The organism is Citrobacter sp. Cb028, from assembly GCF_030336705.1.
GTDB lineage: Bacteria > Pseudomonadota > Gammaproteobacteria > Enterobacterales > Enterobacteriaceae > Citrobacter > Citrobacter braakii.
This window is the reverse complement of sequence record NZ_JAOWCZ010000035.1, coordinates 295,220-309,841: the sequence shown is the minus strand read 5'-3', so window position 1 is coordinate 309,841 and position 14,622 is coordinate 295,220. Positions and strand designations below refer to the sequence as shown.

Annotated in this window: 14 protein-coding genes and 2 pseudogenes; 5 read left to right on the top strand and 11 right to left on the bottom strand. The window is 54.0% G+C overall.

Annotated elements, in window-relative coordinates; all coding sequences use genetic code 11:
* Positions 1-124: 124 nt before the first annotated feature.
* From accD to pdxB, 5 genes are all read right to left on the bottom strand, one after another.
* Positions 125-1,039, bottom strand: coding sequence for an acetyl-CoA carboxylase, carboxyltransferase subunit beta (gene accD, locus OGV75_RS20330; RefSeq protein WP_200013521.1), 915 nt, complete (start codon positions 1,037-1,039; stop codon positions 125-127).
* A 149-nt stretch (positions 1,040-1,188) separates the two neighbouring features.
* Complete coding sequence (locus OGV75_RS20325) at positions 1,189-1,848, bottom strand: DedA family protein (protein WP_016153860.1); 660 nt, start codon at positions 1,846-1,848, stop codon at positions 1,189-1,191.
* A gap of 24 nt (positions 1,849-1,872) precedes the next feature.
* On the bottom strand, positions 1,873-2,685 hold the full coding sequence (gene truA / locus OGV75_RS20320; RefSeq protein ID WP_047358767.1) for a tRNA pseudouridine(38-40) synthase TruA: 813 nt from the start codon (positions 2,683-2,685) through the stop codon (positions 1,873-1,875).
* Positions 2,685-3,698, bottom strand: coding sequence for an aspartate-semialdehyde dehydrogenase (locus OGV75_RS20315; RefSeq protein WP_200013520.1), 1,014 nt, complete (start codon positions 3,696-3,698; stop codon positions 2,685-2,687). The genes truA and OGV75_RS20315 overlap by 1 nt, the downstream gene beginning before the upstream one ends.
* Before the next feature lie 67 nt (positions 3,699-3,765).
* Positions 3,766-4,902 (bottom strand): 4-phosphoerythronate dehydrogenase PdxB, encoded by a 1,137-nt coding sequence (gene pdxB / locus OGV75_RS20310; protein ID WP_200013519.1) that lies wholly within the window; start codon positions 4,900-4,902, stop codon positions 3,766-3,768.
* Positions 4,903-5,010: 108 nt separating this feature from the next.
* Between pdxB and flk the strand changes: the two genes are divergently transcribed.
* Positions 5,011-6,012: a flagella biosynthesis regulator Flk gene (flk, locus tag OGV75_RS20305; RefSeq protein ID WP_016153864.1), complete on the top strand. Its 1,002-nt coding sequence runs from the start codon at positions 5,011-5,013 to the stop codon at positions 6,010-6,012.
* Here flk and OGV75_RS20300 read toward each other — a convergent pair.
* The gene (locus tag OGV75_RS20300) at positions 6,009-7,187 is read right to left on the bottom strand and encodes an MFS transporter (RefSeq protein WP_016153865.1); all 1,179 of its coding nucleotides are present in this window, start codon (positions 7,185-7,187) and stop codon (positions 6,009-6,011) included. The two genes, flk and OGV75_RS20300, sit on opposite strands and share 4 nt — an antisense overlap.
* A 352-nt stretch (positions 7,188-7,539) precedes the next feature.
* Here OGV75_RS20300 and OGV75_RS20295 point away from each other — a divergent pair.
* From OGV75_RS20295 to OGV75_RS20290, 3 genes and pseudogenes are all read left to right on the top strand, one after another.
* Positions 7,540-7,789 (top strand): annotated as a pseudogene (locus OGV75_RS20295) (helix-turn-helix domain-containing protein).
* Between the two features lie 155 nt (positions 7,790-7,944).
* A pseudogene (locus tag OGV75_RS23575) lies at positions 7,945-8,040 on the top strand (hypothetical protein); the annotation flags it as partial.
* 24 nt (positions 8,041-8,064) lie between these two features.
* Complete coding sequence (locus tag OGV75_RS20290; protein ID WP_019077303.1) at positions 8,065-8,589, top strand: YqhG/Tai3 family protein; 525 nt, start codon at positions 8,065-8,067, stop codon at positions 8,587-8,589.
* 53 nt (positions 8,590-8,642) lie between these two features.
* Here the strand turns inward: OGV75_RS20290 and fabB are convergent, their stop codons facing one another.
* Positions 8,643-9,863 (bottom strand): beta-ketoacyl-ACP synthase I, encoded by a 1,221-nt coding sequence (fabB, locus tag OGV75_RS20285; protein ID WP_016157055.1) that lies wholly within the window; start codon positions 9,861-9,863, stop codon positions 8,643-8,645.
* Between the two features lie 159 nt (positions 9,864-10,022).
* On the opposite strand from fabB, the gene mnmC reads away from it, so the two are divergent.
* Positions 10,023-12,023, top strand: a complete 2,001-nt coding sequence (mnmC, locus tag OGV75_RS20280; protein WP_286481112.1) for a bifunctional tRNA (5-methylaminomethyl-2-thiouridine)(34)-methyltransferase MnmC2/FAD-dependent 5-carboxymethylaminomethyl-2-thiouridine(34) oxidoreductase MnmC1 — start codon at positions 10,023-10,025, stop codon at positions 12,021-12,023.
* A gap of 103 nt (positions 12,024-12,126) precedes the next feature.
* Here mnmC and OGV75_RS20275 read toward each other — a convergent pair whose 3' ends face one another.
* Genes OGV75_RS20275 through mepA form a run of 4 tightly spaced genes read right to left on the bottom strand, consistent with a single transcriptional unit; the run spans position 12,127 to position 14,619 of the window.
* On the bottom strand, positions 12,127-12,405 hold the full coding sequence (locus tag OGV75_RS20275; protein WP_016157057.1) for a YfcL family protein: 279 nt from the start codon (positions 12,403-12,405) through the stop codon (positions 12,127-12,129).
* 32 nt (positions 12,406-12,437) lie between these two features.
* Positions 12,438-12,986 carry an elongation factor P hydroxylase gene (locus tag OGV75_RS20270; protein ID WP_016153873.1) on the bottom strand — a complete coding sequence of 183 codons (549 nt, stop codon included), beginning with the start codon at positions 12,984-12,986 and terminating at the stop codon, positions 12,438-12,440.
* The gene (locus OGV75_RS20265; protein ID WP_016153874.1) at positions 12,986-13,795 is read right to left on the bottom strand and encodes a sulfite exporter TauE/SafE family protein; all 810 of its coding nucleotides are present in this window, start codon (positions 13,793-13,795) and stop codon (positions 12,986-12,988) included. The genes OGV75_RS20270 and OGV75_RS20265 overlap by 1 nt, the downstream gene beginning before the upstream one ends.
* Positions 13,795-14,619 (bottom strand): penicillin-insensitive murein endopeptidase, encoded by an 825-nt coding sequence (mepA, locus tag OGV75_RS20260; RefSeq protein ID WP_286481111.1) that lies wholly within the window; start codon positions 14,617-14,619, stop codon positions 13,795-13,797. The genes OGV75_RS20265 and mepA overlap by 1 nt, the downstream gene beginning before the upstream one ends.
* Positions 14,620-14,622: the final 3 nt, after the last annotated feature.

Sequence of the window (14,622 nt, the reverse complement as noted above, 5' to 3'; positions counted from 1 at the left end):
CGTTGTTTTTCACGTTGCAGATGCGTTGGCTGTGCTCGCTCACCCGAATCACTTACCTGTGTAAGCTCATCGGGATCAACTCTCTTATCGCCTGCCTGCAACCCGAAACCCATAGAGTAAACTATCAGGCCTCTGATTCCTGATCGGGAACCGGAGGTACCACCTCGCCTTCACGCGGCTCATCCGGATTCGGCGTAGGAAGATTCATCAGCTTCGCCAGAATGCTTGCCAGTTTCAGGCGCATTTCCGGACGGCGGACGATCATATCGATAGCGCCTTTTTCAATCAGGAACTCGCTACGCTGGAATCCCGGCGGCAGTTTCTCACGTACGGTTTGCTCGATAACACGCGGACCAGCAAAGCCGATCAGTGCTTTCGGTTCTGCAATGTTGAGATCGCCCAGCATCGCGAAGCTAGCAGAAACACCGCCCATTGTTGGGTCGGTCAGTACAGAAATATACGGTAAACCGCGTTCCTGCATTTTCGCCAGCGCAGCAGAGGTTTTCGCCATCTGCATCAGAGACATCAGCGCTTCCTGCATACGCGCCCCGCCAGAAGCGGAGAAGCAGATCAGCGGACAGTTATCTTCCAGCGCCTGCTCAACGGCACGGACAAAACGCGCGCCGACCACAGAGCCCATGGAGCCGCCCATAAACGCGAACTCGAATGCAGCAGCAACGACCGGCATACCGTGCAGCGTGCCTTTCATTACCACCAGCGCATCTTTCTCGCCAGTTTCTTTCTGCGCAGAAGCCAGTCTGTCTTTGTACTTTTTGGAGTCACGAAACTTCAGCACATCTTTCGGCTCAAGCTCGCTACCCAGTTCCATAAGAGAACCTTCATCTAACAGGCTATGCAGGCGATTGCGCGCCGACATGCGCATATGATGGTCACACTTCGGACAGACCTCAAGATTACGTTCCAGCTCAGCACGGTATAAAACCTGACCGCAGCTATCACACTTGGTCCACACCCCTTCAGGAATGCTTGCCTTGCGGGTGGGAGTAATGTTGCTTTTAATTCGTTCAATCCAGCTCATTGGTGACCTTTCTGCCTGAACCCTAGTCAGCTTTGTTATAAGGGGCGCATAATGCCATTTTTGCCCCTAACAGACCATGAATGTTGCACATTAAAACATAACAGCCCGAAACTTTGGATAAAAAAGTGGTCGAACCGCTGAGTTACTTTCTATTTTGCAGCCCGTGACGCAGCGCGTTTATGGCGAATCACTTCAATTATGCCCGGCAATACGGAAAGGACGATGATCGCCACAATCAGTAATTTCAGGTTTTCCTGAACGATCGGCAGATCGCCGAACAGATAGCCTGCATAGGTGAACAGCAATACCCACAGCAGCGCGCCTGCGACGTTATACATCGCAAAGTGACGGTAGGACATGTGCCCCATACCGGCAACAAACGGTGCAAATGTACGTACGATAGGTACGAAACGCGCGAGGATAATCGTTTTGCCGCCATGACGCTCGTAGAACGCATGGGTTTTATCCAAGTAACTGCGACGGAAAATTTTAGAGTTCGGGTTACTGAAGAGTTTTTCACCGAACAAACGGCCAATCGTGTAGTTCACCGCATCGCCGATAATTGCCGCCACAATCATCAACATCACCATCAGATGAACATTGAGATCGTTAGTTGGCAGCGCAGAAAGCGCGCCAGCGACAAACAGCAGCGAGTCTCCCGGCAGGAACGGCGTCACCACCAGACCGGTTTCGCAGAACAAGATCAGAAACAGAATCGCGTATACCCAGATACCGTATTCCGCAACCAGCTCCGCCAGATGCACATCAATGTGCAGGATAAAATCGATAAGAAAGTAAATCAGGTCCATAGTTTTGCCTTTATACGACTCAAATTAGTCCGCCAGAAATAGCGGGCCCATAGGCGGCTTTGGCAGGTCGAACCGTTCCGGGTAATCTACTGCAACCAGATACAGTCCTTCCGCTTTCGCCGTTGCCGCTGCCAGCGTTCTGTCCTTCGCCGCTAGCAGTTCTGCTATCCAGCTCTCCGGCTGGTTGTTGGCGCCTACTTCCATCAGGCTGCCGACAATATTCCTGACCATATGATGTACAAAGGCATTCGCTTTAATATCCACCACCACATATGCACCAAAACGTTCAACGTTAATGTGCATCACGTTACGCCACGGTGTGCGCGACTGACACTGCACCGCCCGAAACGAGGTAAAATCATTTTCGCCAATCAAACACTGGGCCGCACGATGCATACGATCAGCGTCCAGCGGTTCATAGTAATGGGTTACCCCTTTACCTAAAACCGCAGGGCGCAACCGATGATTGTAGATGATGTAGCGATAACGGCGAGCCGTAGCGCTAAATCGGGCATGGAAATCATCGGGTACAGCTTTCACCCAGCGCACAGCAATGTCACCAGGTAAATTCGCATTTACCCCCAGTGTCCAGGCTGCATCTTTACGCTGGGCAGTCGTTTCAAAGTGCACGACCTGCCCTGTGCCATGAACGCCCGCATCCGTGCGTCCCGCACAAAAGACAGTGATGCGTTCATTCGCCACCTGAGAGAGCGCTTTTTCCAGTTTTTCCTGAACGCTACGCACTTCGTTCTGGCGCTGCCAGCCATAATATTTGCTGCCGTCATACTCTATGCCCAGCGCAATTTTATGGGTTGACGGCTGTTGCAGGTCAGACATTAGTACAGGTACTCCTGCACCAGTTTTTCCGCAATTTTTACTGCCATCAACGCGCCGCCAAAGCGTACGTTGTCTGCCACAGACCAGAACTGAACCTGTTCCGGCATCCCGTAATCGTTATGCACACAGCCAACTGAAAGGTGCGGAGTACCTGACGCATCGCCAACCTGCGTCGGGATATAGGTCTCTTCTGATAACACTACGTCCTCACCGCGTGAAAACGCATCACGTGCTTCTTCCGCCGCCAACGGACGCAGAGCTTCAAAATTCACCATCTGCGCGTGGCCATAAAATACCGGCGACTGCACGATGCTGGCGGAGATAAGTAGCCCGTCGTCCTGCATAATTTTGCGCACTTCATCGACGATACGGCGCTCTTCGCGCACGCTACCTTCGCGATCCGGCAGCAGCGGCAGCATGTTGAACGCCAGCTGACGGCCAAAGAAATCGTCATCGTCAATCGGGATGCCGTTCAGTAGTTTCGCGCTCTGTCCGGCAAGCGCATCTACGGCTTTTTTACCGTGAGCGGAAGCGGAAATAATATTGGTCACCGTAATACGTGACAGCCCGCCGTCATCAATTAGCGGCTTCAGCGCAGACAGCAGTTGGCTGGTCAGGCTGGAAGGGACCGCAATCACATTACGGTTGCGGTAATCCGCCAGTGCGAACGGGTTAACGTCCGGAACCACCAGCGGAACGTCCGGCTCAAGCGCGAACAGGCCACTGCTGTCGATAACCAGGCAACCGGCATTGGTCGCTTCTTCCACCCATGCGGCGGTGGCTTCAGCGCCCGCAACAAAAAATGCCAGTTGCGCCTGCGTCCAGTCAAAGTCTACAACGTCCTGAACAAGGACCGATTTACCGTTAAAACGCAGATGCTCACCCGCGCTTTCATTACGCGCCAGCGCATAAATTTCACCGACCGGGAACTGGCGTTCAGCCAGCGTATCGAGCAGGGCTTCGCCTACGGCGCCCGTTGCGCCCAGAATGGCAATATTCCAGCCTTCAGACATGGTGATTTACTCCAGAAATACGTAAGCGTCCCTGTCGCATTATTCGACAGGGAGCATTAAGAAGACATTAATGTGCCGGGTGATAAACAGCGTTAAAACCTAGCTTACACAGCAAGGCAGCAGCCGTTGCGTCGTCACACATCACGTATAAAGACGACCATTCACGGCGCTCAAGATAATTTTTACGCAGCTTATCAAACTCACCCGGAATTCCAGCGACTTTACGCAGCGGCGCATCATCGCGGCGCACATCATACACTAAATGCACCAGCCTTTTCAGCGTTGGCTGATCTAACGGGCCATGCAGTGTGATACGACCAAATTCCGGCGCAGGTAACAGGGTATTGAGCGCAACGTGTTGTTCGCGACCAATAAACTTGCTAAAAGCCTCAAAGACCTGTGTGGTGCCGCGCGCTTTTCCTTCCAGGGTATACCCGGCAATGTGCGCCGTGCCGATATCGGCTTTCTCCAGCAATGCCACATTGAGATCCGGCTCCCCTTCCCAGACATCCAGCACGACGCTCAGCGACTGCCCGGCATTCAATCGGTTCAGCAATGCCGTATTGTCGATGACTGGCCCGCGGCAGGCGTTGATCACAATGGTGCCCGGCTTCAGCCGGCTAATCAGCGCATCATCTGCCAGGTGCAGCGTTTTGTACGGTCCGTTTTTAAACAACGGCGTATGGAAAGTCAACACATCGGCTTGCTCTACCAGTTCGTCCAGCGAGCGGAAATCTCCCTCGTCACCGCGATCGGCTCGCGGCGGATCGCACAGCAGCGTGCGGATCCCCAGTGCTTCCAGACGTGCCTGCAAACGTCCGCCCACATTGCCCACGCCTACGATGCCTACAGTACGATCGCGTAACGCAAACCCGTCGCGCTCCGCCAGCATCAGCAACGCTGAAAAAACATATTCTACGACCGCAATCGCGTTACAGCCGGGCGCTGCGGAAAAGCCGATCTTCGACTGCGCAAGCCAGGCTTCATCCACATGGTCCGTGCCTGCGGTTGCCGTGCCGACAAATTGAACCGGTTTTCCGCTAAGCAGTGATTCATTTACTTTCGTCACCGAGCGCACCATTAAGGCATCCGCATCATCCAGTTCGGCAACGGGAATCGGGCGACCGGGAACCGCTTTGACCTCCCCCAAACGACTGAACAGTTCGCGGGCATAGGGCATATTTTCATCAACGAGGATTTTCACGTCTTTCGCACCTGTTTGAGAACGAGAGTTAACCGGGCAAGTGTGCCATAATCTCGCCGCCAGGCATACTGCGAGACCTGGTCAGCACAGATTTAAGGAACAGAGATGATGCAGCCCATTTCAGGTACACCCGCACGCCCTCCCGGCGAAGGCCAAAATGCCCCTTCTGCTGCGGGTGAACAACCGTTATCCACACAACAACGTACCGTGCTGGAACGACTGATTACCCGTCTGATTTCACTCACCCAACAGCAAAGCGCCGAGGTGTGGGCCGGAATGAAGCACGATCTGGGCGTCAAAAGTGATACGCCGCTGCAATCACGTCACTTTCCTGCCGCGGAGCAAAACCTGAATCAGCGGCTGGGTGTTGCTCAGCAAAATCATGCTAATCGTCAGGTTCTCTCACAGCTCACTGAATTACTGAGTCAGGGAAATAACCGCCAGGCGGTAAGTGATTTTATCCGTCAGCAGTATGGGCAAACGGCGCTCAGCCAGCTCACGCCTGAGCAGTTGAAGAACGTGCTCACGCTGCTGCAACAAGGACAGCTTTCTATACCGCAACCGCAACAGCGCCCGGCCACCGATCGTCCGTTATTACCCGCAGAGCACAATACGCTGAACCAGTTGGTTACCAAACTGGCGGCGGCCACGGGGGAGTCAGGTAAGATGATCTGGCAGTCAATGTTAGAGCTGTCTGGCGTAAAAAGCGGTGAGCTGATCCCCGCCAAACAGTTTACTCATCTGGTCACCTGGCTGCAGGCGCGCCAGACGCTCAGCCTGCAAAGTGCCCCGACGTTACAAACGCTCCAGGCTGCGTTGAAGCTACCATTAGAGCCGAATGAGCTGACGGCAATAAAAGAGTATGCGCAGCAGACGTATCAGATCCAACCACAAACGATTCTGACCACGGTGCAGGTGCAGGACTTGCTGAATCAAATCTTCCTGCGCCGCGTTGAACGGGAACGCGAGCTAAACGATCCGCGCCATCTTCAGCCTATTTACAGCCCGTTCGCGCCGATGATTGAAACGGTTAAATCTCTGTCGGCACGACCGGGACTGCTGTTTGTCGCGTTAATGATCGCATTAGCCATTTTCTGGCTGGTCGCTTAACCTTTGCGCAGCGTAAGCAGCGTCACGACAATCCCCACCACGGCGGATATCGCTCCGGCAAGGAATACCGAGGGATAACCGTACGCGGTGGCCAGCACCCCGGCGACCGGGCCGCTTATGCCGTAGGAGATATCCTGAAACGCGGCGTAACCGCCCAGCGCCGTACCGCGAACCTGCGCGGGCACTCGCTTCACAACCTCTACGCCCAATGCCGGGAAGATAAGCGAACATCCTGCCCCGGTTAATGCCGCCCCGAGCAGCGCAATCCATGCTGATGGGGCCTGCCACAGCAGAATCAGCCCCGCGGTTTCAACCAGTAAGGAGACAACGGCTACCTTCACGCCTCCGAACCGATCCGGCATCCAGCCAAACAGAATGCGCATCAACACAAACGCCCCGCCAAACGCGGTCAGGGTGAACCCCGCCATCGTCCAGCCGTTGCTGACAAAATAGAGTGAAATAAACGTACCGATCACCGCAAAGCCAACGCCCTGCAGCGCCAGGCCCAGGCCCGGTTTCCAGATAAGCCCTACCACGCTCCATAACGAAGGGCGTTCTCCTGCATGAGCAGGCACTTTGCGAACGGTGCCGTTGAATGCCCATGCCAGCAGCGGTAATACCATTGTCGTTCCCGCCAGCGCCGCAAAGCCAAAGTGGCTATGGATCAGCAAGCCCAGCGGTGCACCGGCGGCGAGCGCACCGTAAATCGCCATCCCGTTCCACGACATCACCTTACCCGAGCGTGTTGGACCGACCAGCCCAAGCCCCCAGGTCAGCGTTCCGGTGAGCAGTTGGCTTTCGCCAAAACCGAGGATCAAACGCCCGACGATTAACAATGCAAATTTTACAGGGACAGAGACAGGCAATAGCGCGGCTAACAGCCACGCCGCGCCCGCCAACCCACAGGCAAACATCCCCTGTAGCGCCGAACGTTTGGCGCCATATTGATCGGCTAAGCGCCCGGCGTAGCCGCGCGTTAATACCGTTGCCAGAAACTGTACGCCTACGGCGATACCAACCATGGTGTTGCCATAGCCCAGCTCCTGATGCACAAACAGAGGAATAACGGGCAAAGGTAGGCCGACCGTCATATAGGTCAGGAAAACTGCAAAAGCGATACGAAACAGCGAAAAGTTCGCCGAAGGTGTTTTTTCTTGTTGGGTTACAGCTGTCATGCGTTACTCCAAAATGCAGAGTAAGGCGAGGAATGTCCACGCCCCCTCTACCTGACTTTCAGGATTAAGGTGCGTTGGATAACGTTAAACGCTTACGCATTATCAGATAGATAATGTTGAGTGCGAAGTCTGCCTGTGAGCCACTAAATTTGTCAACCCTGAACCAACCTTTTGCCATTAATTTCTTTCCTTTCTGCCTGTGGAATAAAAAATTTTTCCTTTTGCGCGAAATTTCAGTTTTATTCTGGCAATATTCCAGTGACAAAAAAGAAAGTTACGTTATTTTGTTACTCTGGTTTATACCCTGAAAAAAAATATCGGCACCGATAACACATTAACTTAGGTTTACAGAATGGAACACAAAAGCCAAGACTGGCATCGTGCAGATATTGAAAGTGCACTGGAAAAAAAGAATCACGCTCAGAGATCTTTCTCGTGCGGCTGGATTATCACCCGATTCACTGCGCAATGTATTTACACGAAGCTGGCCCAGAGCGGAACAGTTCATTGCGCAGGCGCTCGAAACCTCGCCAGACGTGATTTGGCCATCACGCTATCCACGCCAGCAGCCAGAGGATAAAACAAGTAATACTGAATATTAAATAGATCACTCGTAATTTATCGAGCATATAAATTAATAAATATCCGAGCTTAATATATTGAGAATATTAATAGCACTATTTGCCATTTCCAATTGCGTAAATACTGTTAAAGCATCACGTAATTGTTATTACGTATGTTATTAACAGGAGTCGTTATGAGTTGGGATAAAAAGGTGGCGGTCAATTACACCAAATCGCACGCGAGTTCATATTCACAAGGGCGCGGTGCGGAATATACCTGCAAAGCCGTCATACACCATTTACAGGAAGAAGTAATGAAAGCCTTTCCACTGATTGTTCTCATCCTGCTGATTTGTGGCTGTACCCCTTCTCACCGTGACAGCACGCAGGATGTGAAACAGTTCTATCTTTCGTGGATGAAGAACTACACTCAGGATCCGGATACGCCCCGCGAAACATCAGCATTACTGCAACGCTATGTCGCAAAAGAGGTTATCGGGCGTCTGGCGCTGATTGATACGCTTTATGAGCAGGAGATCGTGCAAGCGGACTACTTTATGTATGTGCAGGATTACGCACCGGCATGGATCCCGCTGTTGCGGGTTGGACAGGCGCAGCCATTCCTCGGCGGTGAAAAACTGAACCTGCAGTTAGGCACTGAGTCAGCCCCTATTCAACTGGAGGTATATACCCGTTGGGAGGAAGGACGGTGGAAAATTTATCGTGTCCGGGACGCGGGTCGTCATTACGAGCAGCCTATTTACAATGCCGGAGAGATTACGCGAGCCAGAGCATGGTCCGCTGAGATCGCGCCGGAATACGAAAAAATGCCGAAGTAAACACAGTAAAAAGGGAGCCTGTTGGCTCCCTTTTTTCGTATTCAAGCTGAGACTTACGCCTTCAGCTTACGCATAACCAGCGTAGCGTTGGTGCCGCCAAAGCCGAAGCTGTTGGACATCACGGTGGTCAGCGCCTGCTCGGTCGGTTTGGTCACGATGTTCAGACCTGCCGCCTGCTCATCCAGCTCTTCAATGTTGATGCTTGGCGCGATAAAGCCATGTTCCAGCATCAGCAGAGAGTAGATAGCTTCCTGCACGCCAGCCGCGCCCAGTGAGTGACCGGTCATCGCTTTGGTTGCGGAGATTGCCGGGCTGTTGTTGCCAAACACTTCGCGGATTGCGCCCAGTTCTTTCACGTCGCCAACCGGAGTCGAGGTACCGTGAGAGTTCAGGTAGTCGATCGGCGTGTCTACACCGTGCATCGCCATCTGCATGCAACGTACTGCGCCTTCGCCAGACGGAGCAACCATGTCTGCGCCATCGGACGTTGCGCCGTAACCGACGATTTCCGCATAGATGTGCGCGCCACGTGCCAGAGCGTGCTCCAGTTCTTCAACCACGACCATACCGCCGCCGCCAGCAATAACGAAACCGTCGCGGTTTGCGTCATAGGTACGGGAAGCTTTTGACGGATCGTCGTTGTATTTGGTAGACAGCGCACCCATGGCATCGAATTCACACGCCATTTCCCAGCAGAGCTCTTCGCCGCCGCCAGCAAAAACGATGTCCTGTTTGCCCAGCTGAATTTGTTCTACCGCGTTGCCGATGCAGTGCGCAGATGTCGCACAGGCAGAACTGATGGAGTAGTTTACGCCGTGGATTTTGAACGGCGTTGCGAGGCAGGCAGAAACGCCGGACGCCATCGCTTTGGTGACCACATACGGGCCAACCGCTTTCAGACCACGTGGGCTACGCATTGCGTCAGCGCCGAACACCTGAAAACGTGGGGAGCCGCCGCCGGAACCTGCAATCAGGCCAACGCGCGGGTTGTTCTGGTAATCTTCTGCAGCAAGGCCGGCATCAGCCACTGCCTGCTCCATTGATAGGAATGCATAGATGGATGCGTCGCTCATGAAGCGCACTACTTTGCGGTCAATGAGGCCAGTGGTATCCAGTTTTACGTTGCCCCAAACGTGGCTACGCATGCCGGAGTCCTTCAGCTCCTGAGAGAAAGTGATCCCTGAACGTCCTTCACGCAGAGATGCCAGGACTTCCTGCTGGTTATTACCGATGCTGGAAACGATGCCCAAGCCAGTAATCACTGCACGTTTCATTCAATACCTCTGTAAGTCGCACTATTTTAAAGTTTCGAGTGGCACAATAGCGTACACTTGTACGCCGAACAAGTCCGATCAGCCATTTTATGTGGAAATTTGCGCAGCCAGGCACTCATCGCTAAGATCGGGGCACAGCCTGTCAGACGAGTAACTTACGTGAAACAATACGCTATACAACCTGCCAACCTTGAATTCAACGCTGAGGGTACACCTGTTTCCCGAGATTTTGACGATGTCTATTTTTCTAATGATAACGGGCTGGAAGAGACACGTTACGTCTTTCTCGGCGGTAACCATCTCGCACAACGATTCCCTGCGCATTCACGTCCTCTCTTCGTGGTGGCAGAAAGCGGGTTTGGCACCGGACTTAACTTCCTCACGCTCTGGCAGGCATTTGCCGATTTTCGCGATACCCATCCAGAAGCTACCCTGGAAAGATTACATTTCATCAGCTTTGAAAAATATCCGCTGACGCGAGAAGATCTCACCTTAGCCCACCAGCACTGGCCAGAACTTGCCCCGTGGGCCACGGCACTGCAAGAACAATGGCCGTTGCCGCTGGCGGGATGTCATCGCCTGCTGCTTGATGATGGGCGCGTCACGCTGGATCTGTGGTTTGGCGATATTAACGAACTGACCAGTACGCTGGATGACTCTCTGAATCAAAAGGTGGACGCCTGGTTCCTGGACGGTTTCGCACCGGCAAAAAACCCGGATATGTGGACGCCAACGCTGTTTAACGCGATGGCCCGACTGGCTCGTCCCGGCGGGACGCTGGCAACCTTTACATCGGCAGGCTTTGTACGTCGGGGGTTGCAGGAAGCCGGGTTTACAATGCAAAAATGCAAAGGCTTTGGGCGCAAACGCGAAATGCTCTGTGGCGTGATGGAACAGACTCAGGCGCTCACGTCCTCGGCGCCATGGTTTGCGCGTACGGGAACAGATAAGCGCGAAGCCGCCATTATTGGTGGAGGAATTGCCAGCGCATTGCTGTCACTGGCGTTATTGCGCCGCGGCTGGCAGGTCACGCTGTATTGTGCCGACGATAAACCTGCCGGAGGCGCATCCGGTAATCGCCAGGGGGCGCTCTACCCCCTACTTAGCAAACATGACGCGGCCATTAATCTCTTTTTCCCCACTGCGTTTACCTTCGCCCGTCGACTGTATGACGCCCTCCCCGTTGAGTTCGCGCATGACTGGTGCGGCGTGACGCAACTCGCGTGGGATGAGAAAAGCCAGCAAAAAATCACCCAGATGCTGTCCCTTGAACTGCCCGCTGCGCTCGCCGTCGGGGTTGACGCACAGCAGGTTTTACAAACAACAGGTGTGGAAACCGGATGCGGCGGGATTCAGTATCCGGCCGGAGGATGGCTGTACCCGGCGCAGTTAACCGCCGCGGTACTGGACTATGCAACAACCCTGGGATTACGCACCCGCTACCAACATACGCTGGCCTCACTGACTCGCCAGACAGCAAGCTGGCAATTGCAGTTTTCCAGTGGAGAAACCGCCTCTCACGCAGCAGTCGTTCTGGCTAACGGTCATCGCATTAGCGGCTTTGAGCAAACGCAGCCGCTACCGGTGTACTCCGTGGGCGGTCAGGTGAGTCATATTCCCACCACACCTGCACTTTCAGCGTTACGTCAGGTGCTGTGCTATGACGGCTACCTCACGCCGCACAACCCGCAAAATCAGCAGCACTGCATTGGCGCCAGCTATCATCGAGGGAGTGAAGAGACAGCGTATCGCGAGGACGATCAGCAACAAAACCGTCAACGCTTAATCGACTGCTTCCCGAACGCTGTGTGGGCAAAAGAGGTAGACGTTAGTGACAATGCCGCCCGCTGTGGAGTGCGCTGCGCCACGCGCGATCACATGCCAATGGTCGGCAACGTCGCGGACTATGACGCCACGCTCAGCCAGTACACCACACTTGCTGCAGACAAAGAACACGCCGTAAGCGCGCCGGTTTATTCCGATTTATTTATGCTGGGCGCGCTGGGATCGCGCGGGCTGTGTACTGCCCCGCTGTGTGCAGAAATTCTGGCTTCGCAAATGAGCAATGAACCGATTCCCATGGATGCCAGCACGCTGGCGGCGCTAAATCCAAATCGTCTGTGGGTCAGGAAGTTATTGAAGGGTAAAGCGGTGAAATAAAAGAATGGCCTGATGACGCTACGCTGATCAGGCCTACAAACACCCCAACAAGGTAGGCCGGATAAGACACCAGAGCGTCGCCATCCGGCACAATTTACCGCAATTATTGTGCAGTAGCCTTCTGGAACAGAGTGTCCCACATTTCTTTCACTAACGCCTGGTCACGCGGCGATAGTTCGCCTGCGCTGATGGCTTTTTCCAGGCTGCTGGTCACATTGGCGTACAATGCCTCAGCGGAATGGTCCTCGCCAGCGTCCAGTTCGGCCACGGCCAGCGTCAGGTGTCCACGCAAATAGCCACTGGCAAACAACTCATCATCGCTGGCGTGCTCTACCATATCGTCGATTAATGCCAGAATGCGTGATTCAAACTCCGCGATCATCTTCTTTCCTCATTGTAAACGTGGCAGCGACTTCAGTTGAGCGCCTCGGGCCACGGGAATTGTTCCGCCTTAAGTTCAGGCGTGTGATAATAATTCTGTAACGCGTTAATGAAGCGCGCCGGACGTTCAGGGATCCCCTTTTCCAGGTACTCCATCACCTGAGCATGGACACGGCGCTGGAATACCACGCGATCCGGTTCAAAGTCCCCTTCAAGGTTGTCGCAACTGACGTTAAACGGGTAGCCCGCCGCCATGCAAAACAGCCAGTCAAACGCCTGCGGCTTCACTTCCACATCTTCAAACTGGCATTGCGTCTTCGCGTCGCGTCCGTCCGGACAGTACCAGTAACCGAAGTCGACCAGTTCACGCCGCGCCTTACCGGCGATGCACCAGTGTGAAATTTCGTGTAACGCGCTGGCATAATAGCCATGCGCAAAAACGATACGGTGATACGGTAATTCCGCATCCGCAGGAAGATAGATCGGTTCGTCATCGCCTTTAATCAGACGGGTATTAAATTCATCGGCAAAGCAGCCGTTAAAAATCTCAATTAACTGTTCGTAGTGATGGGTATTATTCATTAGTTCATCCCCAGCCAGTGGAGAATCTCCTGTCCATGATTATCATAAAGTAGCTTGGCGCTCATCACGGCGGAGACAATGACGATCATTGGCCGAATGAGTTTTTGTCCTTTACTGAGCACCAGCCGTGAGCCCATCCGTGCGCCAATAAACTGGCCAATGAGCATCACAAATCCGGTCGCCCAAATCACTTTGCCGCCGAGGGCAAACAGCAACAGCCCGCCGATATTCGATGTGGCATTTAATACTTTGGCGTGGGCCGTCGATTTCGCCAGGTTGTAGCCGCACAGCATGACAAAAGCCAGCGCGTAGAACGACCCCGCAGCCGGACCAAAAAAGCCATCGTAAAAGCCGACGCAGCCCCCGGCCACCAGCGCGAAAGGCAACCCATGCAACCGACGCTGTCGGTCCTCCTCCCCCACTTTCGGCATCAACAGAAAGTAAAGGCCAATACAGATAACCAGAACCGGCAGGATCTGGCGCAGAATATCTGACTGCACGTGCTGAACCAACAGCGCGCCGCTCATTGAGCCGATAAAAGTCATGAAGATATTGAGCTTCTGATCCGCCAGATTAACCACGCCCCGGCGAATAAAATAGAGGGAGGAAGAGATAGATCCTCCACAGGCCTGTAGCTTATTGGTGGCCAGCGCTTGCGCGGGTGGCATCCCGGCCGCCATCAATGCCGGGATAGTGAGTAAACCACCGCCTCCGGCCAGAGAATCAATAAAACCTGCCAGCATCGCCACGAAAAAAAGCACACCTAACAGCAGTGGCGACACCATAAACAGAGAGGCAAAATGATCCATTAGAGTACATGCTCGTCCAGTAGCGCCTGGCAGGAAGGCGGCAACGGCGGCGGTGTCATCTTCTCAGGCTTGGTGGTTCCAGGTTTCGGAGGTTCGAACCAGCTTTGCAGCTCCGCGCCGCAGCCGTCACCCGGTGGTGGTAACGGTTGATCTTCGCACTCAAGACTGTCGGCAGGACAACGTAACCGTACGTGCATATGCGCACGATGCTGGAACCATGGCCGCACTTTACGCAACCAGTCCCTGTCGGTCCCTGCATCCAGACAAAGTTGCTGCTTAATCGCCGGATTCACGAAAATACGCGTGACTTCATTATCTTTTGCCGCCACCCTGATCAGGCTGAAAATCTCCGGCTTCCAGAGTGACGGCACGACACGTTTGCCATCCTGTGAGACCAGATCTAACGCCTGCGGCCGCAGCAGTTGCGACTGGGTCCAGCGGGTTTTCGGCAATTGCAGGAAAATATCTACATCCAGTCCCGTCTGGTGGCTGGCGTGACCGCCATTGAATCGCCCACCGGCCGGCATGCCCATATCGCCGATTAACACCGTACCCAGCCCCAGATTGTTGGCCTGATTACTCAGACGCTGGATAAACATCACCAGATCCGGATGGCCAAAGTAACGGCGCTGATCGGTGCGCATCACCTGATAGTGTTCTGACTGTACAGGCAGCGTATCTGCGCCAACAATACAGCCATTGGAGAACGCGCCGATAGACTGCGCGCTGCCTGCAACCGGATGGGTAATTTTCTGCCAGGGCGTCGCCGCCAGACAGGCGGTGCTGGCAAACAGAGCCAGCGCCGCAAGTGCCGTTTTTTTCATCTC